A 25,277-nucleotide genomic window follows, 5' to 3' on the forward strand; every position below is an offset into this window, starting at 1 on the left:
CGGGGCGCCGCCCGACCCGCAGCCGCCGGGGAAAGGCTAAAAAAATGATTGCCTATGTGTCATTTTGTGGCAGCTTGAAAGAATACCCCGTCTGATTGTATGCTCTGGCATGCAGAGGGAACTGGCAGAATGACAGCAAGCCTCCCGCTCGTGGAGCCAGCCATCGAAGCCGCCGACGCCTTGCGAAGCGAGCAGTATCGCTTCGTCTCGGCGCTGCTGGCCGGGCCGCCTTCGGAGGCGCTGTTGCGGCTTGTCGCGGGGCTGTCGGGCGATGCGACGCCGCTGGGGCAGGCCTATGACGCGCTGGCCCGGGCCGCGGCGCAGACCGATGCAGGCGCGGTCGAGCGGGAATATTTCACACTGTTCATCGGGGTCGGGCGGGGCGAATTGCTGCCGCATGCCTCGTTCTACATGACGGGTTTTCTGAACGAACGCCCGCTGGCCGAACTGCGCGCCGATCTGGCCCGGCTGGGCGTCGCCCGCGCCGCGGACCGGCACGAACCCGAGGACCATATCGCCTTTGTTTTCGAGGTGATGGCTGACATGGCCGCAGGGAAACTGCCCGCCGTCATGGCGGCGCAGGCGGCATTCTTCGGTCGGCATATTGCCCCCTGGGCGGGGCAGTTCTTCGACGATCTGGCCATCGCGCCCGGCGCGGCCTTCTACCGTCCGTTGGCCGAGATCGGCCGGCTGATCGTCGATATCGAGACCCGGGCCTTTGCCCTGGCCGGTCACGGCACGGGCAGGGGGACCGGCACGGGAACCTGAGTGGAGACGCGCCGCGCGGCACGCCGGCGAGAGGGGAGGACAGATGGCACGGGACGATGCAGGCCGGGGAAACCGCGGCCAGACCGCCGTTGGTCAGACCGCCGCTGACGAGACAGGGATCGGGCGGCGCGGGTTTTTCGGGATGGCAGCCGGTGTCGCCGCGGGCGGTGCGCTGGGCATGGGCGGCGCCCGCCCGGCCGCGGCGCGGCAGGTGGGCGAGGAACGCACCCGCGCCCGCTATCGCGAGACCGAGCACATCCTGACCTATTACCGCACCAACCGTTACACCCGGACGGAGGGCTGAGCCATGCTTGTCAAACGCAGAACCCGCGACGCCGCGCAGACCGGCCGTCTGGCGGAACTGGCCGCGGGGCTGGCGGCGAAACCCATCGACCGGCGCAGCTTCCTGCGCAGTTCCGGGCTTGCCGTCGGGGGGCTTGCCGCCGCGGGGGCGCTTGGCCCCGGCATGACCCGCCGGGCCGAGGCCGGCCCGACCGATCACGGCCAGCCGATCGAGATCCGGCAGAACATCTGCACCCATTGCTCGGTCGGCTGCACCGTCAAGGCCGAGGTGCAGAACGGCGTCTGGGTCGGGCAGGAACCGGCCTGGGCGAGCCCGATCAACCGCGGCACCCATTGCGCCAAGGGCGCGGCGGTGCGCGAACTGGTGCATGGCGACCGGCGGCTGAAATACCCGATGAAGAAGCAGGGCGGCGAATGGGGCCGCATCAGCTGGGATCAGGCCATCGACGAGATCGGCGAGCGGATGCTGGCGATCCGCGACCGCTCTGGGGCGGACAGCGTCTATCTGCTGGGCTCGGCCAAGTTCTCGAACGAGGGCGCCTATCTGTTCCGCAAGTTCGCGGCCTTCTGGGGCACCAACAATGTCGATCACCAGGCGCGGATCTGCCACTCGACCACCGTGGCGGGCGTGGCGAATACCTGGGGTTACGGCGCCCAGACCAACAGCTACAACGACATCCGCAACGCCAAGACCGTGATCTTCATGGGCTCGAACGCGGCCGAGGCGCATCCCGTCTCGCTTCAGCACATCCTCGAGGGCAAGGAGTTGCAGCGCGCGAATGTCATCGTCATCGACCCGCGCTTTACCCGCACCGCCGCCCACGCCACCGAATATGTCCGCATGCGCCCCGGCACCGATATCGCCATCATCTGGGGCATCATGTGGCACATCTTCGAAAACGGCTGGGAGGATCGCGACTTCATCGCCAGCCGCGTCTACGGCATGGACCAGATCCGCGAGGCGGTGAAAGCCTATACGCCCGAGGTGGTCGAGGACATCTCGGGCATCCCCGGCGACACGCTGCGCCGGGTGGCCGAGCTGTTCGCCACGCAGCGCCCCTCGACCTTCATCTGGTGCATGGGCGGCACGCAGCACACGGTGGGCACGGCGAACGTGCGCACCTATTGCGACCTGCTGCTGGCGACCGGCAATGTGGGCTTCCCGGGAACCGGGGCCAATATCTTCCGCGGCCATTGCAACGTGCAGGGCGCCACCGATTTCGGCCTCGATGTGGGCAATCTGCCCTGTTACTACGGCCTTGGCGAAGGCGCCTGGAAGCATTGGGCGCGGGTCTGGGACGTGCCCTATGACTATTTCGTCAGCCGCTTCGACGCGGTCCCGGCCAAGGCGGGCCGCGATGCGCGCACGCCCGAGCAGAACATGGGCGTGCCCGGCATCACCTCAACCCGCTGGTTCGACGCCACGACCATGGATGCCGACGAGGTCGACCAGCGCGACAACATCAAGGCGATGATCGTCTTCGGTCATGGCGGCAACACCGTGCCGCGGATGATCGACGCGCAGAAGGGCATGGACGCGCTCGACCTTCTGGTGGTGGCCGACCCGCATCCGACAACCTTCACCGCGCTGCATTCGCGCACCGACAACACCTATCTGCTGCCGATCTGCACCCAGTTCGAGGTGTCGGGCTCGCGCACGGCCTCGAACCGCTCGGTGCAATGGGGCGAAAAGATCGTCGAGCCGATCTTCGAAAGCGACAATGATTTCGCGGTGATCCATCGGCTTGCGGACCGGCTCGGCTTTGCCGGGCAGATGTTCAAGAATTACGAGATGGTGCAGGGCAAGTTCGGGTCCGAGCCGACGCCGGAATCCATCCTGCGCGAGATCAATCGCGGCGGCTGGTCCACCGGCTATACCGGCCAGAGCCCCGAGCGGCTCAAGGCCCATATGGCCAACCAGCAGCATTTCGATCTGGTGACGCTGCGCGCCGGTCCCGATGCGCCCGAAGAAGTGCGCGGGGATTATTACGGGCTGCCCTGGCCCTGCTGGGGAACGGCGGCCTTCCGCCATCCGGGCACGCATATCCTCTATAACCCGAACATCCCGGTGAAGGATGGCGGCGGCGCCTTCCGGCCGCGTTTCGGGCTGGAGCGCGACGGCGAGACGCTGCTGGCCGAAGGTAGCTGGCCGGTCGGTTCCGAGATCGAGGACGGCTATCCCGAATTCACCTATGCGCTGTTGCAGGAACTGGGCTGGGACGGCGATCTGAGCGCCGAGGAACTGGCCGTGATCCTGCGCATCGGCGGCGAGAATCCGGGCGGCGTTTCCTGGTCCACCGATCTTTCGGGCGGCATCCAGCGGGTGGCCATCGAACATGGCTGCGTGCCCTTCGGCAATGGCAAGGCCCGCGCGGTCGCCTGGAACCTGCCCGACCCGATCCCGGTCCACCGCGAGCCGATCTATTCGCCGCGCCCCGATCTGGTGGCGTCCTGGCCCGCGCTGGACGATGCCCGCTTCCAGCGGATGCCGAATATCGGCCGCACCATCCAGCAGACGGCGGTGGATCAGGGGCTGGCGGGCCAGTTCCCGATCATCCTGACCTCGGGGCGGCTGGTCGAATACGAGGGCGGCGGCGAGGAGACCCGCTCGAACCCGTGGCTGGCCGAGTTGCAGCAGGACATGTTCGTCGAGATCAACCCGGGCGATGCCGCCGATCGCGGGATCGTCGATGGCGGCTGGTGCTGGGTCAAGGGCCCCGAAGGCGGCAGCCGGACAAGGGTCAAGGCACTGGTGACGGAACGGGTGGGCCGCGGCGTGGCCTTCATGCCCTTCCACTTTGCCGGGTGGTTCCAGGGGGTCGACCAGCGGGGCAACTACCCGCAGGGCACCGACCCCATCGTGCTGGGCGAATCCGTCAACGTGGTGACCTCGTATGGCTACGACCCGGTGACGGGCATGCATGAGGGCAAGGTCACCCTCGTCCAGATCGAAGCGGCGTAAGGGGAGGCGCGCGCCATGGCACGGATGAAATTCCTTTGCGACGCCGACCGCTGCATCGAATGCAACGCCTGCGTCACCGCCTGCAAGAACGAACATGAAGTCCCCTGGGGCATCAACCGCCGCCGGGTCGTCACCATCAATGACGGTCTGCCGGGCGAGCGGTCTGTCTCGATGGCCTGCATGCACTGCACCGACGCGCCCTGCGCGGCGGTCTGCCCGGTGAACTGCTTCTACACCACCGATGACGCGGTGGTGCTGCACAACAAGGACACCTGCATCGGCTGCGGCTATTGCTTCTTCGCCTGCCCCTTCGGCGCGCCGCAATACCCGCAGGTCGGCAATTTCGGTACCCGCGGCAAGATGGACAAATGCACCTATTGCTCGGGCGGTCCCGAGGCCGACATGAGCCAGGCGGAATATGTCAAGTATGGCGCCAACCGGCTGGCCGAGGGCAAGCTGCCGATCTGCGCCGAGATGTGCTCGACCAAGGCGCTGCTCGCAGGCGATGGCGACATCATCGCCGAGATCTACCGCGAGCGGGTGGTGACGCGCGGCTATGGCTCGGGGGCCTGGGGCTGGCGCACCGCCTATGGCGACACGGTCACGGTCTGAGTAGGCAGGGAGGAACCGACATGCTGAAGACCCTGATCTCGCGACTGCCGATGCTGGTGCTGCTGGCCAGCCTGACAACCCTGGCGGCCCCCGCCGCACAGGCGCAGGTCAACCCGACCGCCAGTTCCGTGCAGGAACAGGAGTTGATGCGCGCGCTGCAAACCGGCGATTTCGTCGCCGGGCGCGTCTCGATCCCCGACGAGCGCGCCGGGGCGCTGATCAAGCCCGGCAACAAGGGCTGGGCCGGTATCCAGGGCACCACCTTGCGGGTGATCTCGGTCGCCGCGGTGCTGGTGACACTGACGATCCTGGCCGCGTTCTATGCCTATCGCGGGCGCATCCGCATCGATTCCGGCTTTTCCGGCCGGGTGATCGAACGCTTCGACGGCATCGAACGCTTCGGGCACTGGCTGCTGGCGTGCAGCTTCGTGGTGCTGGCGCTGACCGGGCTGAATTTCGTGGTCGGGCGCTGGACGCTGTTGCCGCTGGTCGGCGAAGACACGTTCGGCACGCTCAGCGCCTGGTTCAAGCTGGCGCATAACTTCATGGCCTGGCCCTTCATGCTGGGGCTGGTCTGGGTCTTCGTGACCTGGGTCGGGCGCAACCTGCCAAGCAAGGTGGATGTGAACTGGCTCAAGGTCGCGGGCGGTCTGTTCACGCGCGGGCTGCATCCGCCTGCGGGCAAGTTCAACGCAGGCCAGAAACTTCTGTTCTGGATGGTGATCCTGGGCGGTGTGGGCCTGTCCTATACCGGTGTCTTCATGCTGTTCCCCTGGCTTGCCGGTTCGCCGGCCGAATGGCAGACCTATCAGGTGATCCACGCGCTGTTCGCGGCCTTCATGTCGGTGGTGATCTTCGGGCATATCTATATCGGCTCGCTGGGGATGCAGGGCGCCTTTTCCGCCATGGGCTCGGGCAAGGTTGATCTGAACTGGGCCAAGGAGCACCATTCGCTCTGGGTCGAGGAAGAAGTGGGCCACGGCAAGGGGGCCGCCGGGAAACCGGGTGCGGCCGCCACGCCTGCGGAATAGGCCATGCCCTGCCGGGATGCGGCAGGGCCTTACGGATGGCGATGGCCCGGCCCGCAGGGGGCGGGCCATTTCCCTGACCGCAACCCGACGGACAAGCCCGCAATGAATGCCGAGACCGACACAACGCTTCTGGCCCGGGCCCGGGCCGCGCTGGCGCCGCTGCCGCTGCCGGGGGGCGGCACGCTGGGCGCGTCGGACCGGCTGGCGGGGCTGAGTTCCAGCGCGGGTCTTGTGACCGCCGCGATCCGCGTCACCCGAGACGAGGCCCCGGCCTTTGCCGGTTTGCGTGCCGCGGCCGAGACGGTTCTGGCCGCGCTGCCCGGTGTCGCCCGGGCGCAGGCCGTGCTGACGGGCGAGGCCCCAGCCCCGGCACCGGGCAGGCCCGCGATCCTGCCCGGGGTGCGCCATGTGATCGCGGTCGCCTCGGGCAAGGGCGGCGTGGGCAAGTCCACCACGGCGGTCAACCTCGCGCTGGGGCTACGCGCGCAGGGGCTGGCGGTGGGGCTTCTGGATGCCGATATCCACGGCCCTTCGGCGCCGACGCTGCTGGGACTGCGCGGCCAGCCGCGGCTTGGGCCGGGGCGCAGGCTGCTGCCGATGGAGGCGTTCGGGCTCAAGGCGATGTCCATGGGCGTTCTGGTCGATGCGGAAACCGCGATGATCTGGCGCGGGCCGATGGTGATGTCGGCGATCACCCAGATGCTGGCCGAGGTCGATTGGGGCAGGCTGGACGTGCTGGTGGTGGACATGCCGCCCGGCACCGGCGACGCGCAGCTTGCCATCGCGCAGGGCGCGCGGCTTTCGGGTGCGGTGATCGTCTCGACCCCGCAGGATCTGGCGCTGATCGACGCGCGGCGCGGCATCGCCATGTTCCGCAAGCTCGACGTGCCGATCCTGGGCCTTATCGAGAACATGGCGCAGTTCCTTTGCCCGACCTGCGGCAGCACGCATGCGATCTTCGGCACCGGCGGCGCCGAGGCCGAGGCCGCCCGCCTTGGCGTGCCTTTCCTTGGCCCCGTGCCCCTGACGATGGAGCTGCGCCACGCCTCGGATCGCGGCCAGCCGGTCACGGCACTCGACCCCGACGGCCCGCTGGGCCAGATCTATCAGGCACTGGCCCGCAGCATCGCGGCGGCGCTGGTCCCCCCGACACCGACCACAAAAGAGGAGATCCCGGGATGAAAGCCTTTCTTTTCGCCGCTGCCATGGCCGTCGTCATGGCCGTGACCGCGCATTACGTTCTCGACCAGGGCTTCCAGCAGACCGCACAGGACAGCTTTTCGACCGAAGGCGTCCGGCTGAGCAACTGACCGCGTGGCCGGGCGCCTTTTTCCCCTTGCGGCGGGGGCCGCGCTGGCCCTTGGCCTGTCGGCAGAGGCGCAGGATCTGGGCGGCCATGGCGGGCCGGTCGGCGCGCTGGCGGCGGCGGGTGCGCTTGTCCTGTCGGGCAGCTTCGATACCCGTGCGATCCTGTGGGATGCCCCCGAGGCCACCGCGCGGCGCGTGTTGCGCTTCCACGACGGGGCTGTGACGGCGACCGCGATCCTGCCCGATGGCGCGCTGGCGACCGGCGGACAGGACGGGCGCGTGGCGATCTGGGCGGCCACCGGCACCGAACCCCGGTTGACCGGCACCCCCCACCGCGCCCCGGTCGGCGCGCTGGCCGTGACCCCGGACGGCGGCACCCTGCTGGCCGCAGGCTGGGACGGGCAGGTGCAACGGATCGAGCTTGCGACCGGAGCCATCACGCTGGACCCCGCCCATCGCGACCGCATCGCCGGGCTGGGCGTGCTGGCTGACGGGCGCATCGTGACGGTGGGCAGCGACCTGCGCCTGACGCTGCGCGCGCCCGACCTGACCCTGCTGGCCGCGGCCGATCTGCCCGATCTGCCCAACGGGCTGGCCATCGCGGGCGAGGCGGTCGCGGTGGTCTTCGCCGATGGCGCGCTGCGCAGCTTCACCCCCGAGGGCGCGTTGCGGCCCGAACGCTTCCTGACCGACCGCCCGCTGGTCGCCGTGGCCGCCAGCGCCGACACGGTTGCGGCGGCGGCGGTCGATGGCACGGTCTGGGTGCTCGACCTGCCCGATCTGGGAGTTCGCCACCGGATCGAGCCGGGGCAGGGGCCGGTCTGGGCGCTGGCGCTGAGCGGCGAGACGCTGTTGACCGGCGGCGCAGACGGCATGATCCGGCGCTGGAGCCTTGCCAGCGGCGCCCCCCTCGGCACAGGTGCCGCCGCGCCCGCCGAGCAGTTCGACGATGGCAGCCGCGGGGCGGAGATCTGGCGGGCCTGCGCCGTCTGTCACAGCCTGACACCCGAGGGCGGCAACCGTGCCGGTCCCTCGCTGCACGGGATTTTCGGCCGCCGCATCGCCAGCCTGCCGGGCTATGATTTCTCGCCCGCCCTGCGCGCCATGCACCTGACCTGGACGCCCGAAACCGTCGCGGCGCTGTTCGAGCGTGGCCCCGAAAGCTACACCCCCGGCAGCCGCATGCCCGAACAGCGCCTGTCCGACCCCGAGGATCGCCGCGCGCTGACAGACTTCCTGGCGCGGATGACGCGCTAGGCAGTCGCTTGCGCGCCGCAAAACCCCTATCTCTGCGCTGCGGTCGCGGTCATGTTCCGGGTCGAGGCGGTGTCGGTCAGGCCCGCGGCGGCGGCTTTCTCGGCCAGAACCTCGGCGCGGGGGCGCCAAGCATATTTCGGATCCTCGGTGGTACGCGACCAGAACAGTTCGCCCCCCGAACGCCATGGGTCCAGCACCACGCCCGCCTCCATCGGGTCGCCCCGGCGGCTGAGGATCACCGTGGAATGGTCGATCCGGAACAGCCGGTCGCCGGGCGAGATGGCGCGGTGCAGTTGCAGCGTGCGGAAGCCTTCCTCGCCAAGCCGCGCCTCCATGTCTTCGGCCCATTGATAGCACAGGCCCCGGTCGCGCAGGCCCATGTTGACCTTGGTGTTATGCACCAGCGGCGGGTCGGTCACGCGATAGTCGCGCGCCAGCTGGCGGGCATGGGCATGCGCGATCTCGGCGGCGCGGGCGGCTTCGGCGGGGTCGATGCCGGGGCCCAGATCCTGGATAGTGCGTGCCAGCGCGGTCACCTCCTCGGGGGCGGCGGGCGGTGGGCCGTAGCGCTCCGGCCCGGGTCCGGCGCCGCAGGCTGACAGGGTCAGGGCAGCCAGCAGCATCAGCGCGGCAAGCGGGGATCGGATCGCGGTCACGGGGTCTCCGTCGGGTCGGTGCTGTCGGTCACTGGCTACCCCGGCCGCGCCCGTCTGTCGAGCCGGTGCTTGCGCATGGGGCGTCGCGGATCGGGAAAGCGCTTGTCAGCGCAGGGTATTGGTTATATTTCCTTACCAATTAAGGGGGAGATGCGCCGATGGACATGCCCGTGCCCAAGGCCGCGGTCATCGCGAAGAAGGATCATGTCGTGGCGCGTCTGGCCGAGGTGCTGGGCGAGGGCGCGGTTATCCACGATCCGGCCGAGACGCGCGCCTATGAATGCGACGCGCTCGCCGCCTATCGCTGCCCGCCGATGGCGGTGGTGCTGCCCGGCTCGACCGAACAGGTTTCGGCGGTGCTGCGCATCTGCCACGAGGAGGGCGTGCCGGTGGTGCCGCGCGGGTCCGGCACGTCGCTCGCGGGTGGCGCGATGCCGACGGCGGATTGCGTGATCCTGGGCGTGGCGCGGCTGAACCGGGTGCTGGAGGTCGATTACGACAACCGCATCATCCGGGTCGAGGCCGGGCGCACCAATCTGAGCGTGACCGGCGCGGTCGAGGCCGAGGGGTTCTTCTATGCCCCCGATCCGTCCTCGCAACTGGCCTGTGCCATCGCGGGCAATATCGCGATGAATTCGGGCGGTGCGCATTGCCTGAAATACGGTGTGACGACCAACAACCTGCTCGGCATCACGCTGGTGCTGATGGATGGCACCGTGGTCGAGATCGGCGGGGCCTATCTGGATGCGGGTGGCTATGACTGGCTGGGGGTGATCTGCGGCTCCGAAGGGCAACTGGGCGTGGTGACCGAGGCCACGCTGCGCATCCTGCCGAAACCCGAGGGCGCGCGGCCGGTGCTGATGGGGTTCGACAGTTCCGAAGTGGCCGGCGCCTGTGTCGCCGACATCATCAAGGCGGGCGTGCTGCCCGTTGCGATCGAGTTCATGGACCGCCCCTGCATCCGCGCGACCGAAGCCTTTGCAGGCGCGGGCTATCCCGATTGCGAGGCGCTGCTGATCGTCGAGGTCGAGGGCAGCGCGGCCGAGATCGACGAACAACTGGGCCTGATCAAGCAGATCGCGCGCAGGCATGATCCGGTCGAGCTGCGCGAAAGCGGGTCCGAGGCGGAAAGTGTCGCGATATGGAAGGGGCGGAAATCGGCCTTTGGCGCGATGGGGCAGTTGGGCGATTACATGTGCCTTGACGGCACGATCCCGGTGTCGGCCCTGCCCCATGTGCTGCGCCGGATCGGCGAGATGTCGGCCGAATTCGGGCTGGGCGTGGCCAATGTATTCCATGCGGGCGACGGCAACATGCACCCGCTGATCCTGTTCGATGCCAACAAGCCCGGCGATCTGGAACGCTGCGAGGCGTTCGGGGCGGCGATCCTGAAGCTTTGCGTCGAGGTCGGCGGGTGTCTGACCGGCGAGCATGGGGTGGGCATCGAGAAGCGCGACCTGATGGATGTGCAGTTCGACGCGGCCGATCTGGAGGCGCAGATGCGGGTGAAGGATGTGTTCGATCCCGGCTGGCTGTTGAACCCGGCCAAGGTCTTCCCGCTGGACGCGAGCGCGGGGCGGCGGGCGGGGTGAGGGGGCTGTCTGCCCCCTCACCCCCGAGGATATTTGGAGCCAGAAGAATGATGATACCGGGGACGGAGGCGGAACTGGCCGAGGCGGTGGCCGCGGCGCCGGGGCCGCTGCGGATTGTCGGCGGGGGGACGCGGCCGGTGGGACGCGCGATCGAGGGCGATCTGCTGTCGGTGGCGGGGCTTTCGGGCGTGGTGCTCTATGAGCCCGGCGCGCTGACGCTGGTGGTGCGCGCAGGCACCCCGCTGGAGGAGGTCGAGCGGGTGCTGGCGGGGGAGGGGCAGCGGCTGGCATTCGAGCCGATGGATCATCGGGGGCTGTTGGGCAGGTCCGGCGTGCCGACCATCGGGGGCGTGGTGGCGGGCAATGTCTCGGGGCCGCGCCGGGTGCAGGCGGGGGCCTGTCGCGACAGCCTGATCGGAGTGCGCCTTGTCGATGGGCGGGGGGCGGTGATCCGCAATGGCGGGCGCGTGATGAAGAATGTCACGGGCTATGACCTGGTCAAGCTGATGGCGGGCAGCCGGGGCACGCTGGGGGTGCTGAGCGAGGTGGCCTTCAAGCTGTTGCCGGTGCCCGAAAGCGCGGCGAGCCTGACCTTGCACGGGGCGGATGGGGCGCGGGCCTTCGAGGCGATGACGCGGGCGATGAAGAGCCCCTTCGAGGTGTCGGGGGCCGCCTGGCTGCCGGGGGCGGCCGAGGTGCATCTGCGGCTTGAGGGGTTCGCGGGCTCGGTTGGCTATCGCGCGGGGCGGCTGACCGCTCTGCTGGCCGATCTGGGCGAGGTGACGGTCGAGACCGGGGCCGAGGCGGTGGCGCGGCTTTGGCGGTCGATCCGGGATGTCGAGGCCCTGGCGGGCCATGCCTTTGTCTGGCGGGTGTCGATGGCGCCCGGCGCGATGCGGGCCGGGTTGCGCGCGGATCTGGATCGCACGGCGCGGTTCGATTGCGTGGTGGACTGGGCCGGGGGCCTGTGCTGGATCGGGATGACCGAGGCGCAGGCGGCAGACTATGTGCCGCGTTACGGGGCCGAGGATGCGATCTCGGGGGCGATCCGGTTTCATCGCGACCTCCAGGAGGAAATGGCCGATCCGGAACTGGGCGGGGGGCATGCAACGCTGGTCAAGGGGCCGGAGCCCTTGCGCGCCGCCGTGCCGGTGTTCCAGCCCGCGCCGGCGCCGCTGGCGGCGCTGGCGCGCGGGCTTCGGGCGCAGTTCGATCCGCGCGGCATTCTGAACCCCGGGCTGATGAGCTAGCGCGATGCAGACGCATTTCACCGAAGACCAGTTGCGCGATCCCGGCATCGCGCGGGCGAACGAGATCCTGCGCGCCTGTGTGCATTGCGGGTTCTGCACCGCGACCTGCCCGACCTATCAGGTTCTGGGCGACGAATTGGACAGCCCGCGGGGGCGCATCTACCTGATCAAGGACATGCTGGAGAATGACCGGCCTGCGGATGAAAAGACGGTCCGGCATATCGACCGTTGCCTGTCCTGCCTGGCCTGCATGACGACCTGCCCTTCTGGCGTGCATTACATGCATCTGGTCGATCACGCCCGCGCCCATATCGAGCGGACCTATCGCCGCCCGTTCCGCGACCGGGCCTTGCGCTGGCTGGTGGCCAAGACCTTGCCCTATCCGGCGCGGTTCCGGGTGGCGATGCGGCTGGCAAGGCTGGGGCGGCCGGTGGCGGGGCTGCTGCCCGATGCGCGGCTGCGGGCGATGCTGGCGATGGTGCCCGAACGCCTGCCGAAGCGCAGCCCGAACGACCGGCCGCAGGTCTTTGCCGCGCTGGGCGCGCGGCGGATGCGGGTGGCGTTGCTGACGGGCTGCGCGCAGCGGGTGCTGGATACCGATATCAATGATGCCACCATCCGGCTGCTGCGGCGGCTGGGCTGCGAGGTGGTGATCGCGCGCGGCATGGGCTGTTGCGGGGCGCTGACCCATCACATGGGGCGCGCGGGCGACAGTCACGCGATGGCGGCGCGCGCGATCCGGGCCTGGAGCGCCGAGATCGCGGGCGAGGGGCTGGATGCGATCGTGGTCAATACCAGCGGCTGCGGCACGACGATCAAGGATTACGGCCACATGTTCGCGGGCGATCCGCTGGAGGCAGAGGCAAGGGCCGTGGCGGAACGGGCGCTGGACATTTCCGAACTGGTCGAGCGTCTGGGCCTGCCCGAGGGGCGGGGCGGGATGCGGGTGGCCTATCACGCAGCCTGTTCGCTGCAACATGGCCAGCAGATCAGGACCGCGCCCAAGGCGCTGTTGCAGCGGGCGGGGTTTCAGGTGGTGGAGCCGGCGGATGCGCATCTGTGCTGTGGCTCGGCAGGCACCTACAACCTGTTGCAGCCCGAGATCTCGGCCGAGTTGAAGGCGCGCAAGGTGCAGAGCCTGGAAGCGCGGGATCCGCAGGTGATCGCCACGGGCAATATCGGCTGCATGATGCAGATCGGTTCGGGCACCGGGGTTCCGGTGGTGCATACGGTCGAATTGCTGGACTGGGCGACGGGCGGGCCGCGACCACGGGCGTTGGATGCAGGCTAGGGGCGCGGCCATAATCCTGCCCCGGGCGGGTGCTATGCCCGCGCGATGGGACGGAACTGGTGGCATTTCCCGGCGCTGGCCGGGCTTGTGGTCTGGCTTGGCGCGGGGCTCGCGGCGGCCGGGGACGGGCCGTTGCGCGCGCTGGAGAATGGCGACGCCGCAAAGGGCTGGCAGGCGGTCGGGCGGATCGAGCTTGACGGGCGAGGCTTCTGCACCGGGGCGCTGATCGCGCCGGATCTGGTGCTGACCGCGGCGCATTGCCTGTTCGACAAGACCAGCGGGGCGCCGGTTCCGCTGTCCGGTCTGGAATTTCTGGCGGGTTGGCGCAATGGCCGGGCCGAGGCGTATCGGCGGGTGCGCCGCGGCATCGTTCATCCCGAATATCGCTACGATGCGCCGGACGACATTGCGCGTGTAGCCCATGATCTGGCGCTGCTGCAACTTGAACAGGCGATCCGGCTGCCGGGGCTGCGCCCCTTCGAAACCGGGGATCGGCCACGCATGGGCGCCGCGGTGGGCGTGGTGTCCTATGCCGAGGGCCGGTCCGAGGCGCCCTCGCTGCAAGAGGTTTGCCATGTGCTGGCCGGGCAACCCGGTGTCGTCATGCTGTCCTGCGCGGTGGATTTCGGCGCCTCGGGCGCGCCGGTCTTCCGGGTCGAAGGGGGCGTGCCGCGGATCGTCTCGGTTGTGTCTGCCAAGGCGGCGTGGAATGCGCGGCCGGTGGCGCTGGGCTCCACGCTGGGCGCGTCGCTTGCGCTGTTGCAGGCGCAGCTTGCGGCGGGCGAGGGGGGGATCGCCCAGAGCGGGCCGCCGCCGCGCCAGTTCGGCCAGGGCGGCGCGCGCGAGACCGGCGGCGCGCGGTTCGTGCGTCCCTGACCCTGGACGCGCCCCGGACGGGCTGGGGGGCCGATGTCCGTCCTTGCGTCAGGCTTCGGGGCAGGCGGGGCGCAGCATCCCCGCGATCGCCGCGAATTGCGGGGCCAGCGGGCTGGTCCGGCGCCAGACCATGCCGACCGTGCGTTTCGGGCAGGGCGCGGGCAGGCGCGCGACCGAGACGGCGGCCGAGCGGGTTTCGGTCGGGATGGCCATTTCGGGGATCAGCGTGACGCCGATGCCTGCGCCGACCATCTGCACCAGCGTTGCAAGCGAACTGCCCTCCATCAGGTCGCGCGCCGCGCGGGTCGTGGGGGCGCAGAAGGACAGCGCCTGATCGCGGAAGCAATGCCCCTCTTCCAGCAGCAAAAGCCGCATCTCGCGCAGCCTTTCGGCACAGGGCACCGGCCGGTCGGCATCGGCAAGCGGGCGGACCAGCACGAAATCCTCGTCGAACAGCGGTTCCTCGTGCAAGGCGGGTTCCGAGACGGGCAGCGCGACAATGGCCAGATCCATCCGCCCCTCGACCAGATCGCGGATCAGCGTCTGGGTGACCGCCTCGCGCGGGCGGATGTCCAGATCGGGGTTCTGCGCACCCAGCGCGGTGATGAAGCCGGGAAGAAGATAGGGCGCGATGGTGGGGATCACCCCGATCCGCAGCCGCCCGGTCAGGCTGCCCCGCGCGGCGCGGGCAAGATCGTCCAGTTCCTCGACCTCGCGCAGGATGCCGCGGGCGCGTTCGGCGAGCGCCTCGCCCAGCCCGGACAGGCGGATCTGGCGTGCGCTGCGTTCGATCAGGGGGGCGCCCAGCAGCGCCTCAAGCTCCTTGATCTGCACCGACAGGGCGGGCTGCGAGATGCCGCAATCCTCGGCGGCGCGGCCGAAATGGCGGTGCCGGGCCAGCGCCTCGAAATAGCGCAGATGCTTGAGGGTGAGGCCAATCATAGCCTAAGGTTATCGCTGTCATTAGAACTTCAAAATTCCAATAATGATAATAGATGCTAGAAGCAATCTGTGATCCGGGGGCGGATTCGCGCGGGGGTGGTGCGGCACACAGGCCGGCGCCCCTTCCCGACCCCCGGCCAATGACCATCAGAGGAGAACCCGAATGGACGGAAACGACATGGCGACCGGCAAATGCCCGGTGATGCATGGCGGGAACACCGCGATGAACAGCACTGTCATGGAATGGTGGCCGAACGCGCTGAACCTGGACATCCTGCATCAGCATGACACCAAGACCAACCCGCTGAAGGGGTTCGACTACCGCAAGGCGGTCAAGACGCTGGATTATGACGCGCTCAAGGCCGACGTGCGTGCGCTGATGACCGACAGCCAGGACTGGTGGCCGGCCGACTGGGGCCATTACGGCGGGTTGATGATCCGCATGGCCTGGCACGCGGCGGGCACTTACCGGATCGCCGATGGCCGGGGCGGCGGCGGCACCGGCAACCAGCGTTTCGCGCCGCTGAACTCCTGGCCCGACAACGTGAGCCTGGACAAGGCGCGGCGGCTGCTGTGGCCGGTCAAGAAGAAATACGGCAACAAGATCAGCTGGGCCGACCTGATCATCCTGGCGGGCAACGTGGCCTATGAATCCATGGGGCTCAAGACCTATGGCTTCGCCTTCGGCCGCGAGGATATCTGGCATCCCGAAAAGGACATCTACTGGGGCGCCGAGAAGGAATGGCTGGCGCCGTCGGATTCGCGCTACGAGGATCTCGACAATCCCGCGACCATGGAAAACCCGCTGGCCGCCGTGCAGATGGGCCTGATCTACGTCAACCCCGAAGGCGTGAACGGCCAGCCCGACCCGCTGAAGACCGCCGCGCAGGTGCGCGAGACCTTTGCCCGGATGGCGATGAATGACGAGGAGACCGTTGCGCTGACCGCGGGCGGGCACACTGTCGGCAAGTGCCACGGCAATGGCGATGCCAGCCTGCTGGGCCCCGATCCCGAGGCGGCGGATGTCTGCGAACAGGGCTTTGGCTGGTCGAACCCGAACAAGTCGGGCAAGGGCCGCTACACCGTGACCAGCGGCATCGAGGGCGCCTGGACCACCCATCCGACCAAGTGGGACAACGGCTATTTCTACCTGCTGTTCACCTATGACTGGGAGCTGAAGAAATCCCCCGCCGGTGCCTGGCAATGGGAGCCGATCGGCATCAAGGAAGAAGACAAGCCGGTCGATGTCGAGGATCCCTCGATCCGCTACAACCCGATCATGACCGATGCCGACATGGCGATGAAGATGGACCCGGTCTATCGCGAGATCTCCGAGCGGTTCCACAAGGATCCGGACTATTTCTCGGAGGTGTTCGCGCGGGCCTGGTTCAAGCTGACCCATCGCGACATGGGGCCGAAGACGCGCTATATCGGACCCGAGGCGCCGACCGAAGACCTGATCTGGCAGGATCCGGTTCCGGCGGGGTCCACCTCTTATGATGTGGCGGCGCTGAAGGCGAAGATCGCGGCATCGGGCCTGTCGATTGCCGAGATGGTGGCGACCGCCTGGGACAGCGCGCGGACCTTCCGCGGGTCGGACATGCGGGGCGGGGCCAATGGCGCGCGCATCCGTCTGGCGCCCCAGAAGGACTGGGAGGGCAACGAGCCTGCGCGGCTGCAAAAGGTGCTGTCGGTGCTGGAGCCGCTGGCCGCTGCGGCGGGGGCGTCGCTGGCCGATACCATCGTGCTGGCGGGCAATGTCGGGATCGAACAGGCCGCCAAGGCCGCGGGCCATGACATCGAGGTGCCCTTTGCGCCGGGCCGCGGCGACGCGACCGACGAGATGACGGACGCGGCATCCTTTGCGGTGCTGGAACCGCTGGCCGATGGCTTCCGGAACTGGCTCAAGAAGGATTACGTCGTCAGCCCCGAGGAACTGCTGCTGGACCGCACGCAACTGATGGGCCTGACCGCGCCCGAGATGACCGTTCTGGTCGGGGGGATGCGGGTTCTGGGCACCAATCACGGCGGCACCCGGCATGGCGTGTTCACCGACCGCGAAGGCGCACTGACCAGTGACTTCTTCGTGAACCTGACCGACATGGCCTATAAATGGGTGCCTGCCGAGGGCGGCGTCTACGAGATCCGCGACCGCAAGTCGGATGCGGTGAAGTGGACGGCCAGCCGGGTCGATCTGGTGTTCGGCTCGAACTCGGTCCTGCGGGCCTATGCCGAAGTCTATGCCCAGGACGACAACGCCGAAAAGTTCGTTCAGGACTTCGTGGCGGCCTGGGTCAAGGTGATGAACGCCGACCGCTTCGATCTGGCGGCATAAGCGAAACCGGCCATCCCCGCAGCCTTGCGGGGGTGGCCGTCGCCCGTTCAGGCGTGGGGGCCGGGGGCGATCACGCTGTCGGAATGGCCCTCGACCAGCCGCAGGAAGGCGTCGATCTCGTCATCCGTGGTACACCAGGAACAGACCAGACGGGCCGAAAGCGGCTGATCGCCGGGGCCGTCCAGCGACTGGTCCATCGGCCAGAGGTAATATTGCGCGCCCGCCTTCTGGGCCCGGCGATGCCCCTCGCGCGGCCAGGCGGCGAAGACGGAATTGGCCTGGGTCGGGTGCAGAAGCGTGGCGCCGGGCAGCGCGGCGATGCCGGAGGACAGGCGCTGCGCGGCGGCATTGGCGCGCGTGGCCATCTTGCGCCACAGATCGTCCTTGAGATAGGCTGCCATCTGCGCCGACAGATACCGGTGCTTGGAGAAAAGATGCCCGCCGCGCTTGCGCCGAAGCTCGAATTCCCAGGCGCGGGCGGGATCGAACAGCACCACCGCCTCGACCCCCATCAGCCCGTTCTTGGTGCCGCCAAAGGACAGCACATCGACGCCCGCCTTCCATGTCATCTCGGCCGGGCTGCACCCCGCCGAGACCAGCGCATTGGCAAAGCGCGCGCCGTCCATATGCACCGGCAGGCCCGCTTTCCGCGCCACGGCGCAGATCGCCGCGACCTCGGCCGGGGAATAGACCGCACCCGCCTCGGTCGCATTGGTGATCGAGACCGCGCCGCGCTGGACATTGTGCACGCCCGCCCGCGCGGTGAAGCCGATGGCGCGGGCCAGCGCGTCGGGGTCCACCTTCGCATGATCGCCGCCCACCAGCGTCAGCTTGGCGCCGCCGGTGAAGAATTCGGGCGCGCCGCATTCGTCTTCTTCGACATGGGCGTTCTGGTGGCAATAGATCGTGGCCCAGGGCGGGCAAAGGCAGGCCAGCGCCAGCGCATTCGCTGCGGTGCCGGTGGCGACCAGATACACCTCGGCCTCGGGCGCCTCGAAGGCGATGCGGATTGCGTCGCGCACCTCGGTCGTGGTCACGTCATTGCCATAGGGCATGGTGTGGCCGTGATTGGCCTCGATAAGCGCCTCCAGGATCTGGGGCGGTACGGGCGCGGTGTTGTCCGAGGCGAAATGCACGATCAAAGCTCCTCTTCGATGATGTGGTCTTCCCACTCCTCGAGGGGAATATCGAATTCAGGCAGTGTCCAGCCCCTTACCGACACGCCCGCCCGGTGGACGCTTTCGGCATCGCCCGAGACCAGCGGGTGCCAGTCGAGCAGCGGCTTGCCCTCCCACAGACGGCGATAGGCGCAGGAGGCGGGCATCCAATAGGCAATGTCGGCGATGTTCTTCGGCGTCAGCACCACGCATTCGGGCACGATTGCCTTGCGGCAGTCGTAATTGCCGCAGCGGCAGGTGTCATCATCCAGCAGACGACAGGCGATGCGGGTAAAGACCACCTCGCCGGTATCGGCATCTTCCAGCTTGTTCAGGCAGCATTTGCCGCAGCCATCGCAGAGCGCCTCCCATTCCTTTGGGGTCAGCTTCTGCATCGGCACCCTTTCCCAGAAGCGGGGGCGCAGGCCGGTGCGGTCGATGGGGTCTGACATGGCCTAGGGCCGCCAGGGCAGGGGCGGTTCCGTGGCGAGGATCTCGCGGGCGCGGGCGCAATCCCGCTCGATCTGGGCGACGAGCGCGTTGAGGCTATCGTATTTCGCCTCGTCGCGCAGGAACTCGACCAGCGCGACCGACAGATGCGTGCCGTAAAGGTCGCCCTTGAAGTCGAACAGGTAGCTTTCGCAATTGGGCACGTTCTCGCCGAACATCGGGCGCACCCCGATCGAGGCGACGCCGTCATGGCTGCCGGCATGCGGGCCGGACAGCACATCGACGCGCACCGCATAGACGCCAAAGCGCGGGCGGTGCAGGCCGTGGATCGACATGTTCGCGGTGGGATAGCCCAGCGCATGACCGCGCGAATCGCCGTGCAGCACCTCGCCCTCGATCCGGTGCCAATGGCCCAGCATGGCCGCGGCATCGCGCGGGCGGCCATCGGTCAGCGCCTCGCGGATCGCGGTCGAGGACACCTCGCCATGCGCGTTTTCCAGAAGATCGACGGCGGTCACGCGAAAGCCCAGTTCGTCGCCGAACTGGCGAAGCGCCGCGACATCGCCCGCGCGCCCCTTGCCGAAGCGGAAATCCTGGCCGACGACGACATGGGCAAGCCCCAGCCCCTCATGCAGCACCTCGCGGGCAAAGGCTTCGGGGGTCAGCCCGGCAAGCCTGCTGTCGAAGGGCAGTTCATACAGGTGGTCGATGCCCAGCTTGGCCATCCGGTTCACGCGCGCCTCGGCATTCATCAGCCGGAAAGGCGGGGCGTCGGGCGCGAAATGCTGGCGGGGATGGGGTTCGAAGGTAACGACGCCCAGCGGCACGCCCAGCCGCGCGGCCTCGGTCCGGGCAGCCTCGATCACCGTGCGGTGGCCAAGATGCACGCCATCGAAATTGCCCAGCGCGGCCACCGCGCCACGTTCGCCCAGGGGGGCGCCTGCCCATGTGGTGAAGGTCTTCATCGGCCCGGGATTGCACCCAAGGCCGGGCCGCGTCAATCGAATTTCTTGGTCGGCGCCAGCACCGTCGCCTCGCCCTTGAGGACGGGCTTGCCATTGACCAGGCAGCGGGTGTCCAGCGTCACGCGGCGCTTGCCGTAGTCGATGGCCATCACCTCGACCTCGGCCAGCACGACATCGCCGGGGCGCACGGGGGCAAGGAATTTCAGAGTCTGGCCCAGATAGATCGTGCCATGCCCCGGAAGCTGTTCGCCGATCACCGCCGAGATCAGCCCCGCGGTCAGCATGCCATGCGCGATGCGGCCCTCGAAGATGGTGTCCATCGCGTAATCGTCATCCAGATGCACCGGATTGCGGTCGGTCGAGACCTCGGCGAACAACTCGATGTCGCGATCCGTCACCTCCTTGCGCAGGTGGCGGACCATGCCGACCTCGAGATCCTCGATGCAGATGGTTCCGCGTGGCATGTTGTCGAGCATTCCCCCGGCTCCCCGGATTCTCATGTTGCGGTGCAGCATAGCGAAGCCGGTCCCAGCCTGCAACGGCGAAGGGTAATATTTCGTTACGGAACCCGCAGGCGTCGCAACTTTGTTGCGTGCGGCGTGGTCTAGCGCAGGAAGCCCATGGCATAGGTGGGGCTTGCCATTTCGCGCGACAGATAGGCCGACAGTGCGGCGGGGTCGGGGGCGCGGCCGGTTTGCGTCTCGGCGGCGGCCAGCCCGCCGGTGATGAAGATCGAATCGAGATCCTCGCCCAGCGCGCCGCGGATATCGGTCGCGATGCCGTCGCCGATACACAGGATCTGGTAGTCGGGCACCTCGGCAATCTGTGCCAGCCGCTGGCGGGCAAGATCGTAGATCGGCGGGTGCGGCTTGCCGAAGTACAGGCTCTCGCCGCCCATCTCGGTATAAAGCTGCGCGACCGCGCCGCCGCACCATTCCCGCGTCTCGCCCCGGTCCACGACGATATCGGGATTGGCGCAAAGCAGCTTCATGCCCTTGTTCTTGGCGTAAAGCAGCTGCGGGCGCAGCTCTGCGGGGGCGGCATGGGCGTCGAACGGGCCGGTGCAGACGATGCCCTCGGCCTGGTCCAGCGGGACGCGCTCGATCGCGACCGGGTTCTCGACGATCCGGATCGGATCGAAGAAAGACTCATCCTCGTCGGTGCCCATGAAGAAGACCCGCTGCCCGACCGCACCCCGGAACATCGCCGCCCGCGCCGCATCGCCCGAGGTGGCGATGGTGTCCCAGCAATCGGCGGGAACGCCGATACGCTCGATCTGGCCCGCGACCGCCTTGCGATGGCGCGGCGCGTTGGTCAGCAGCACCACGACCCCGCCGCCCGCCTTGTAGCGCTGCAACGCGGCGACCGCGTCGGGGAACGCCTCGCGCCCATTATGCACGCAGCCCCACAGATCGACGAAAAGCGCGCGGTAGCGGGCGGAAACCTCGTCCAGGCGGTCGATGATCGGGGTCATGGGCGGTCCTTGGATGGGGGCGCCGCGGCGGGCGCCCCTTGGGATCAGAGTTGCAGGGCGGGCAGGATCTGCTTTTTCCGGCTGACGATGCCGGGCAGAACGACCGTGTCGCCCGCGACCGTGGCGGCAAAGCTCTTCTCGGCGATCTGCTTGACCAGATCGTTCGGCACCAGAAGCGTCGCTTCTTCGCGCAGGATGTCCACCACGAACAGCAGCACCTGATCGGCGCCGTCTTCCCGGGCAACCGTGACCATCGACTCCATCAGGCTGGCCTTGCGGTCGAGTACCGTCCTGGGCGAGGTGGTTTCCAGAACGGAGACGCGGAACTGCTTGCCCGCGATCTCGTATTCCTTGGAATCCATCCGCAGCAGTTCGGCATCCGAAAAGGCCGAGACATCGGACTTGGCGGCGAACATCTCGGCGGCATAGTCGGGGATCGACAAACCCAGATCGGCGGCCAGCGCCTCGGCCAGCGCCTTGTCTGCGGGCGTGGTGGTGGGCGAGCGGAATTCCAGCGTGTCGGACAGGATGCAGGACAGCATCGTGCCCTTGATCGCCGCGGGCATTTTCGCGGCATCCGTGCCCATCAGGTCATGCATGATGGTGGCGGTGCAGGCGACCGGGCGCACGGTGATGTCGATGGGCGCGCGCGTCTTGAGCCCGCCGACCAGCATGTGGTGGTCGATCAGCGCGATGACATTGGCCTCGTTGATCGAGGCGGGCAGTTCGGCGGGGTTGTTGGTGTCGACCACGACCACATCCTCGCCCGGCGCGACATCGGCGATGATCTCGGGCTGGGGCAGGGTCCAGCGGCCAAGCACGAATTTCGCCTCGGTGTTGGGCTCGCCCAGCAGCTTCGCCTCGGCCTTGCGGCCCTGGACTTCGGAAAGATACCAGGCCCAGATGATCGGCGAGCCGGTGGAATCGGTGTCGGGGGACTTGTGGCCAAGGACCTTGATCGTCATGGGAATGTCCGCTTGTCAGGAATGTCGGTCGGGCGCCCTTATAGGCAGGGGCGCGGGGCTTGTCACGGGGGCGGCAGGCAAAGGTTTCGTGACGGTGGGCGCGCCGTATTTTAAAGGGGCAGGCGCGAGAATTTTTTCGCCCTGCGGCTTCTTGACAGGCTTTCGGCTTGTGCCTAACTCAGCGCCGTTAGCACTCAACGGGTGCGAGTGACAACAGATCACACCCTGAACCAAGGAGCGTTCAAAGATGGCATTCAAACCGCTGCATGACCGGGTTCTGGTCCGCCGTGTGGAAAGCGACGAGAAGACCAAGGGCGGTCTGATCATCCCCGACAGCGCGAAGGAAAAACCGGCCGAGGGCGAAGTCATCGCCTGCGGCGAAGGTGCGCGCAAGGATTCGGGCGAGCTGATCGCGATGTCGGTCAAGACCGGCGACCGCGTGCTCTTCGGCAAATGGTCGGGCACCGAGGTGACGATCGACGGCCAGGAACTGCTGATCATGAAGGAAAGCGACATCCTCGGCATTCTCGCCTGAGCCGTCGCAACAACGTAATTCGGACAACCAGGAGCAAGCGCAATGGCTGCCAAGGACGTCAAGTTCAATACCGATGCCCGCAACCGCATGCTGAAGGGTGTGAACACCCTCGCCGACGCGGTGAAGGTCACCCTGGGCCCCAAGGGCCGCAACGTCGTCATCGAGAAATCCTTCGGTGCCCCCCGGATCACCAAGGATGGCGTGACCGTTGCCAAGGAGATCGAACTGGAGGACCGGTTCGAGAACATGGGCGCGCAGATGGTCAAGGAAGTGGCCAGCCGCACCAATGACGAGGCCGGCGACGGCACCACCACCGCCACCGTTCTGGCCCAGGCCATCGTCCGCGAAGGCATGAAATCGGTCGCCGCGGGCATGAACCCGATGGATCTGAAGCGCGGCATCGACCTGGCCACCAATGCCGTGGTCGAGGCGATCAAGGCCGCCTCGCGTCCCGTCAGCGACAGCGACGAAGTTGCCCAGGTCGGCACCATCTCGGCGAATGGCGAGGCCAATATCGGCCGCTTCATCGCCGACGCGATGCAGAAGGTCGGCAATGACGGCGTCATCACCGTCGAAGAGAACAAGGGGATGGAGACCGAGGTCGAAGTCGTCGAAGGCATGCAGTTCGACCGCGGCTACCTTTCGCCCTATTTCGTGACCAACGCCGACAAGATGGCCGCGGAACTCGATGACGCGCTGATCCTGCTGCACGAGAAGAAACTCAGCTCGCTGCAACCGATGGTCCCGCTGCTTGAGGCCGTGATCCAGTCGCAAAAGCCGCTGCTGATCATTGCCGAGGATGTCGAGGGCGAGGCGCTGGCCACGCTCGTCGTCAACAAGCTGCGTGGCGGGCTCAAGATCGCTGCGGTCAAGGCGCCGGGCTTCGGCGACCGCCGCAAGGCCATGCTTCAGGACATCGCGATCCTGACCGGCGGCCAGGTGATCTCGGAAGACCTGGGCATGAAGCTGGAAAACGTCACCCTCGACATGCTGGGCCGCGCCAAGAAGGTCCTCATCAAGAAGGACGACACCACCATCATCGACGGTGCCGGCGACAAGGCCGAGATCGAGGCCCGCGTCGGCCAGATCCGCGCCCAGATCGAGGAAACCAGCTCGGACTACGACCGCGAGAAGCTTCAAGAGCGCGTGGCGAAACTGGCCGGTGGCGTTGCCGTCATCCGCGTCGGCGGCATGACCGAAGTCGAGGTGAAAGAGCGCAAGGACCGCGTCGATGACGCCCTGAACGCGACCCGCGCGGCCGTGCAGGAAGGCATCGTGGTCGGCGGCGGCGTGGCGCTGGTGCAGGCGGGCAAGGTGCTTGACGGCCTGACCGGTGCCAACGAGGACCAGAACGCTGGCATCGCGATCATCCGCAAGGCGCTGGAAGCGCCGCTGCGCCAGATCGCCGAGAACGCCGGTGTGGACGGTGCCGTGGTCGCTGGCAAGGTGCGCGAGAGCGCCGACAAGAACTTCGGCTTCAACGCGCAGACCGAGCAATATGGCGACATGTTCGCCTTCGGCGTGATCGACCCGGCCAAGGTGACCCGCACCGCGCTGGAAGACGCTGCTTCGGTTGCGGGCCTGCTGATCACCACCGAAGCGATGGTGGCCGACAAGCCCGAGAAGAAGGAAGCGGCCGGTGCCGGCATGGGCGGCATGGGCGGCATGGACATGATGTAATCCATCCCTCGGGACGGACCGCAAAGGGGCCGCGCTTGCGGCCCCTTCTTTTTTGTTCCGGCGCGTGTATCTAGGAAGCGTTGGGCCGTTGGCGGGGTAAGGTCGATGTCACGCAAGCCTGGAATTCTGGCCGCTTCATGTCTCGCGCTTGCCGCAGGGGGCGGCCAGGCAGAAGTCTGCGACTACAAACCCTCGAAGCTCGTCGGAAATGCGGCGACGGCGGTGGGCGCAACCGTGGCCGGTGGCGCCTCGGCGGCGGGTGTCGGAATGAAGGCGCTGGGTTATTACACGCTGGTCCATTCGGGGTCCGGCCTGACCATGCTGGGATCGACCGCAGCCGGGGCGTCAGCGGCCGGAACCGTCGGAATAATCGCCGGGACGGCCGGTGCCATCGGCAGCATCGGAAGCGTGCTGATGGCCCCTGTCACGGTCGCTCTGGGTGCGGTCGCGTTTGTCGGCGCAGGTGCCTATGAGGGGTACTGTTATTTCAGGGTCGAGCGTGTCACCGACCCCTATGACGTCCGCAGGATCATCGAAAGCATTGCCGCCAATGACGGTGCCGTTGCAATCGTACGGACGGCGGATGGCGATGCGATGGCGCTTCGGACAGAAAGCGGCGTCGAAACCTATCTTCTGCGCAACCTGTACATCGCAGACGGCCAGTTGAAGCATCGAAAATGGGGGCCGATCCCGAACCGGACACTCGGGCCAATCGTCTACACGGTGCCGCAAGAGTTGGAATAGGGCGCCTGAGCTATCCCCCGCGACGGATCGCAAAGGGCCGGGCTTGCGTCCCCTTTTTCGTTGCCCGCGATTTGGGCAGGGGTCAGGCGGGCGGGGCCCGGGTGCGGGGCGGCTGTTGCCCCTG

The 25,277-nt window shown here is 67.7% G+C and carries 24 protein-coding genes; 16 read left to right on the forward strand and 8 right to left on the reverse strand.

What is annotated here, in order from left to right; all coding sequences use genetic code 11:
• The first annotated feature begins 129 nt into the window (after nucleotides 1–129).
• The 8 genes from GH815_RS13300 to GH815_RS13330 all read left to right on the forward strand — a co-directional run bounded on the left by GH815_RS13300 (nucleotide 130) and on the right by GH815_RS13330 (nucleotide 8,241).
• Nucleotides 130–768 carry a TorD/DmsD family molecular chaperone gene (locus GH815_RS13300; RefSeq protein ID WP_170290351.1) on the forward strand — a complete coding sequence of 213 codons (639 nt, stop codon included), beginning with the start codon at nucleotides 130–132 and terminating at the stop codon, nucleotides 766–768.
• Between the two features lie 43 nt (nucleotides 769–811).
• Nucleotides 812–1,072, forward strand: coding sequence for a formate dehydrogenase (locus GH815_RS13305; RefSeq protein WP_153749262.1), 261 nt, complete (start codon nucleotides 812–814; stop codon nucleotides 1,070–1,072).
• A gap of 3 nt (nucleotides 1,073–1,075) precedes the next feature.
• The gene (locus tag GH815_RS13310) at nucleotides 1,076–4,033 is read left to right on the forward strand and encodes a formate dehydrogenase subunit alpha (protein WP_153749263.1); all 2,958 of its coding nucleotides are present in this window, start codon (nucleotides 1,076–1,078) and stop codon (nucleotides 4,031–4,033) included.
• A gap of 15 nt (nucleotides 4,034–4,048) precedes the next feature.
• The gene (fdh3B, locus tag GH815_RS13315) at nucleotides 4,049–4,645 is read left to right on the forward strand and encodes a formate dehydrogenase FDH3 subunit beta (RefSeq protein WP_153749264.1); all 597 of its coding nucleotides are present in this window, start codon (nucleotides 4,049–4,051) and stop codon (nucleotides 4,643–4,645) included.
• Between the two features lie 20 nt (nucleotides 4,646–4,665).
• Nucleotides 4,666–5,676: a formate dehydrogenase subunit gamma gene (locus GH815_RS13320; protein WP_153749265.1), complete on the forward strand. Its 1,011-nt coding sequence runs from the start codon at nucleotides 4,666–4,668 to the stop codon at nucleotides 5,674–5,676.
• Nucleotides 5,677–5,778: 102 nt separating this feature from the next.
• Nucleotides 5,779–6,858, forward strand: a complete 1,080-nt coding sequence (locus GH815_RS13325; RefSeq protein WP_153749266.1) for an Mrp/NBP35 family ATP-binding protein — start codon at nucleotides 5,779–5,781, stop codon at nucleotides 6,856–6,858.
• Complete coding sequence (locus GH815_RS19405; RefSeq protein ID WP_281354793.1) at nucleotides 6,855–6,986, forward strand: hypothetical protein; 132 nt, start codon at nucleotides 6,855–6,857, stop codon at nucleotides 6,984–6,986. Before GH815_RS13325 ends, GH815_RS19405 begins: the two co-directional genes overlap by 4 nt.
• A gap of 4 nt (nucleotides 6,987–6,990) precedes the next feature.
• The gene (locus tag GH815_RS13330) at nucleotides 6,991–8,241 is read left to right on the forward strand and encodes a c-type cytochrome (protein WP_211365084.1); all 1,251 of its coding nucleotides are present in this window, start codon (nucleotides 6,991–6,993) and stop codon (nucleotides 8,239–8,241) included.
• Between the two features lie 26 nt (nucleotides 8,242–8,267).
• On the opposite strand, the gene GH815_RS13335 is transcribed toward GH815_RS13330, so the two are convergent.
• Nucleotides 8,268–8,897: a hypothetical protein gene (locus GH815_RS13335; RefSeq protein ID WP_343030870.1), complete on the reverse strand. Its 630-nt coding sequence runs from the start codon at nucleotides 8,895–8,897 to the stop codon at nucleotides 8,268–8,270.
• 158 nt (nucleotides 8,898–9,055) lie between these two features.
• On the opposite strand from GH815_RS13335, the gene GH815_RS13340 reads away from it, so the two are divergent.
• From GH815_RS13340 to GH815_RS13355, 4 genes are read left to right on the forward strand one after another with little or no spacing between them, the layout of a single operon-like run.
• Nucleotides 9,056–10,489: an FAD-linked oxidase C-terminal domain-containing protein gene (locus GH815_RS13340; RefSeq protein WP_153749267.1), complete on the forward strand. Its 1,434-nt coding sequence runs from the start codon at nucleotides 9,056–9,058 to the stop codon at nucleotides 10,487–10,489.
• Between the two features lie 50 nt (nucleotides 10,490–10,539).
• Nucleotides 10,540–11,739, forward strand: a complete 1,200-nt coding sequence (locus tag GH815_RS13345) for an FAD-binding protein (protein WP_153749310.1) — start codon at nucleotides 10,540–10,542, stop codon at nucleotides 11,737–11,739.
• A gap of 4 nt (nucleotides 11,740–11,743) precedes the next feature.
• Nucleotides 11,744–13,030 (forward strand): glycolate oxidase subunit GlcF, encoded by a 1,287-nt coding sequence (glcF, locus tag GH815_RS13350; protein WP_153749268.1) that lies wholly within the window; start codon nucleotides 11,744–11,746, stop codon nucleotides 13,028–13,030.
• 45 nt (nucleotides 13,031–13,075) lie between these two features.
• The gene (locus GH815_RS13355) at nucleotides 13,076–13,906 is read left to right on the forward strand and encodes a trypsin-like serine peptidase (RefSeq protein WP_153749269.1); all 831 of its coding nucleotides are present in this window, start codon (nucleotides 13,076–13,078) and stop codon (nucleotides 13,904–13,906) included.
• A 48-nt stretch (nucleotides 13,907–13,954) separates the two neighbouring features.
• Here GH815_RS13355 and GH815_RS13360 read toward each other — a convergent pair whose 3' ends face one another.
• A complete protein-coding gene (locus GH815_RS13360) occupies nucleotides 13,955–14,848 on the reverse strand; it encodes a LysR substrate-binding domain-containing protein (RefSeq protein WP_153749270.1) in 894 nt (297 codons plus the stop codon).
• Nucleotides 14,849–15,011: 163 nt separating this feature from the next.
• Here GH815_RS13360 and katG point away from each other — a divergent pair, with 163 nt between their 5' ends.
• On the forward strand, nucleotides 15,012–17,183 hold the full coding sequence (katG, locus tag GH815_RS13365; protein WP_153749271.1) for a catalase/peroxidase HPI: 2,172 nt from the start codon (nucleotides 15,012–15,014) through the stop codon (nucleotides 17,181–17,183).
• Nucleotides 17,184–17,230: 47 nt separating this feature from the next.
• On the opposite strand, the gene GH815_RS13370 is transcribed toward katG, so the two are convergent.
• From GH815_RS13370 to GH815_RS13395, 6 genes are all read right to left on the reverse strand, one after another.
• Nucleotides 17,231–18,319, reverse strand: coding sequence for a threonine aldolase family protein (locus GH815_RS13370; RefSeq protein ID WP_343030871.1), 1,089 nt, complete (start codon nucleotides 18,317–18,319; stop codon nucleotides 17,231–17,233).
• 2 nt (nucleotides 18,320–18,321) lie between these two features.
• A complete protein-coding gene (locus tag GH815_RS13375; RefSeq protein ID WP_153749273.1) occupies nucleotides 18,322–18,792 on the reverse strand; it encodes a YcgN family cysteine cluster protein in 471 nt (156 codons plus the stop codon).
• A gap of 3 nt (nucleotides 18,793–18,795) precedes the next feature.
• Nucleotides 18,796–19,755 carry a bifunctional riboflavin kinase/FAD synthetase gene (locus GH815_RS13380; protein ID WP_153749274.1) on the reverse strand — a complete coding sequence of 320 codons (960 nt, stop codon included), beginning with the start codon at nucleotides 19,753–19,755 and terminating at the stop codon, nucleotides 18,796–18,798.
• 32 nt (nucleotides 19,756–19,787) lie between these two features.
• Complete coding sequence (locus tag GH815_RS13385; RefSeq protein ID WP_153749275.1) at nucleotides 19,788–20,231, reverse strand: MaoC family dehydratase; 444 nt, start codon at nucleotides 20,229–20,231, stop codon at nucleotides 19,788–19,790.
• A 128-nt stretch (nucleotides 20,232–20,359) separates the two neighbouring features.
• A complete protein-coding gene (locus GH815_RS13390) occupies nucleotides 20,360–21,229 on the reverse strand; it encodes a TIGR01459 family HAD-type hydrolase (protein ID WP_153749276.1) in 870 nt (289 codons plus the stop codon).
• Nucleotides 21,230–21,273: 44 nt separating this feature from the next.
• Entirely contained in the window at nucleotides 21,274–22,194 is a 921-nt protein-coding gene (locus GH815_RS13395) for a manganese-dependent inorganic pyrophosphatase (protein ID WP_153749277.1), read from the reverse strand.
• Nucleotides 22,195–22,441: 247 nt separating this feature from the next.
• On the opposite strand from GH815_RS13395, the gene GH815_RS13400 reads away from it, so the two are divergent.
• The 3 genes from GH815_RS13400 (at nucleotide 22,442) to GH815_RS13410 (ending at nucleotide 25,153) form a co-directional block, all read left to right on the forward strand.
• The gene (locus GH815_RS13400; RefSeq protein WP_153749278.1) at nucleotides 22,442–22,729 is read left to right on the forward strand and encodes a co-chaperone GroES; all 288 of its coding nucleotides are present in this window, start codon (nucleotides 22,442–22,444) and stop codon (nucleotides 22,727–22,729) included.
• 42 nt (nucleotides 22,730–22,771) lie between these two features.
• Nucleotides 22,772–24,409, forward strand: a complete 1,638-nt coding sequence (groL, locus tag GH815_RS13405) for a chaperonin GroEL (RefSeq protein ID WP_153749279.1) — start codon at nucleotides 22,772–22,774, stop codon at nucleotides 24,407–24,409.
• A gap of 105 nt (nucleotides 24,410–24,514) precedes the next feature.
• Nucleotides 24,515–25,153 carry a hypothetical protein gene (locus GH815_RS13410; protein WP_153749280.1) on the forward strand — a complete coding sequence of 213 codons (639 nt, stop codon included), beginning with the start codon at nucleotides 24,515–24,517 and terminating at the stop codon, nucleotides 25,151–25,153.
• Nucleotides 25,154–25,277: the final 124 nt, after the last annotated feature.

It is taken from the genome of Rhodovulum strictum (assembly GCF_009649175.1).
In the GTDB taxonomy this organism is placed as follows: Bacteria; Pseudomonadota; Alphaproteobacteria; order Rhodobacterales; family Rhodobacteraceae; genus Rhodovulum; species Rhodovulum strictum.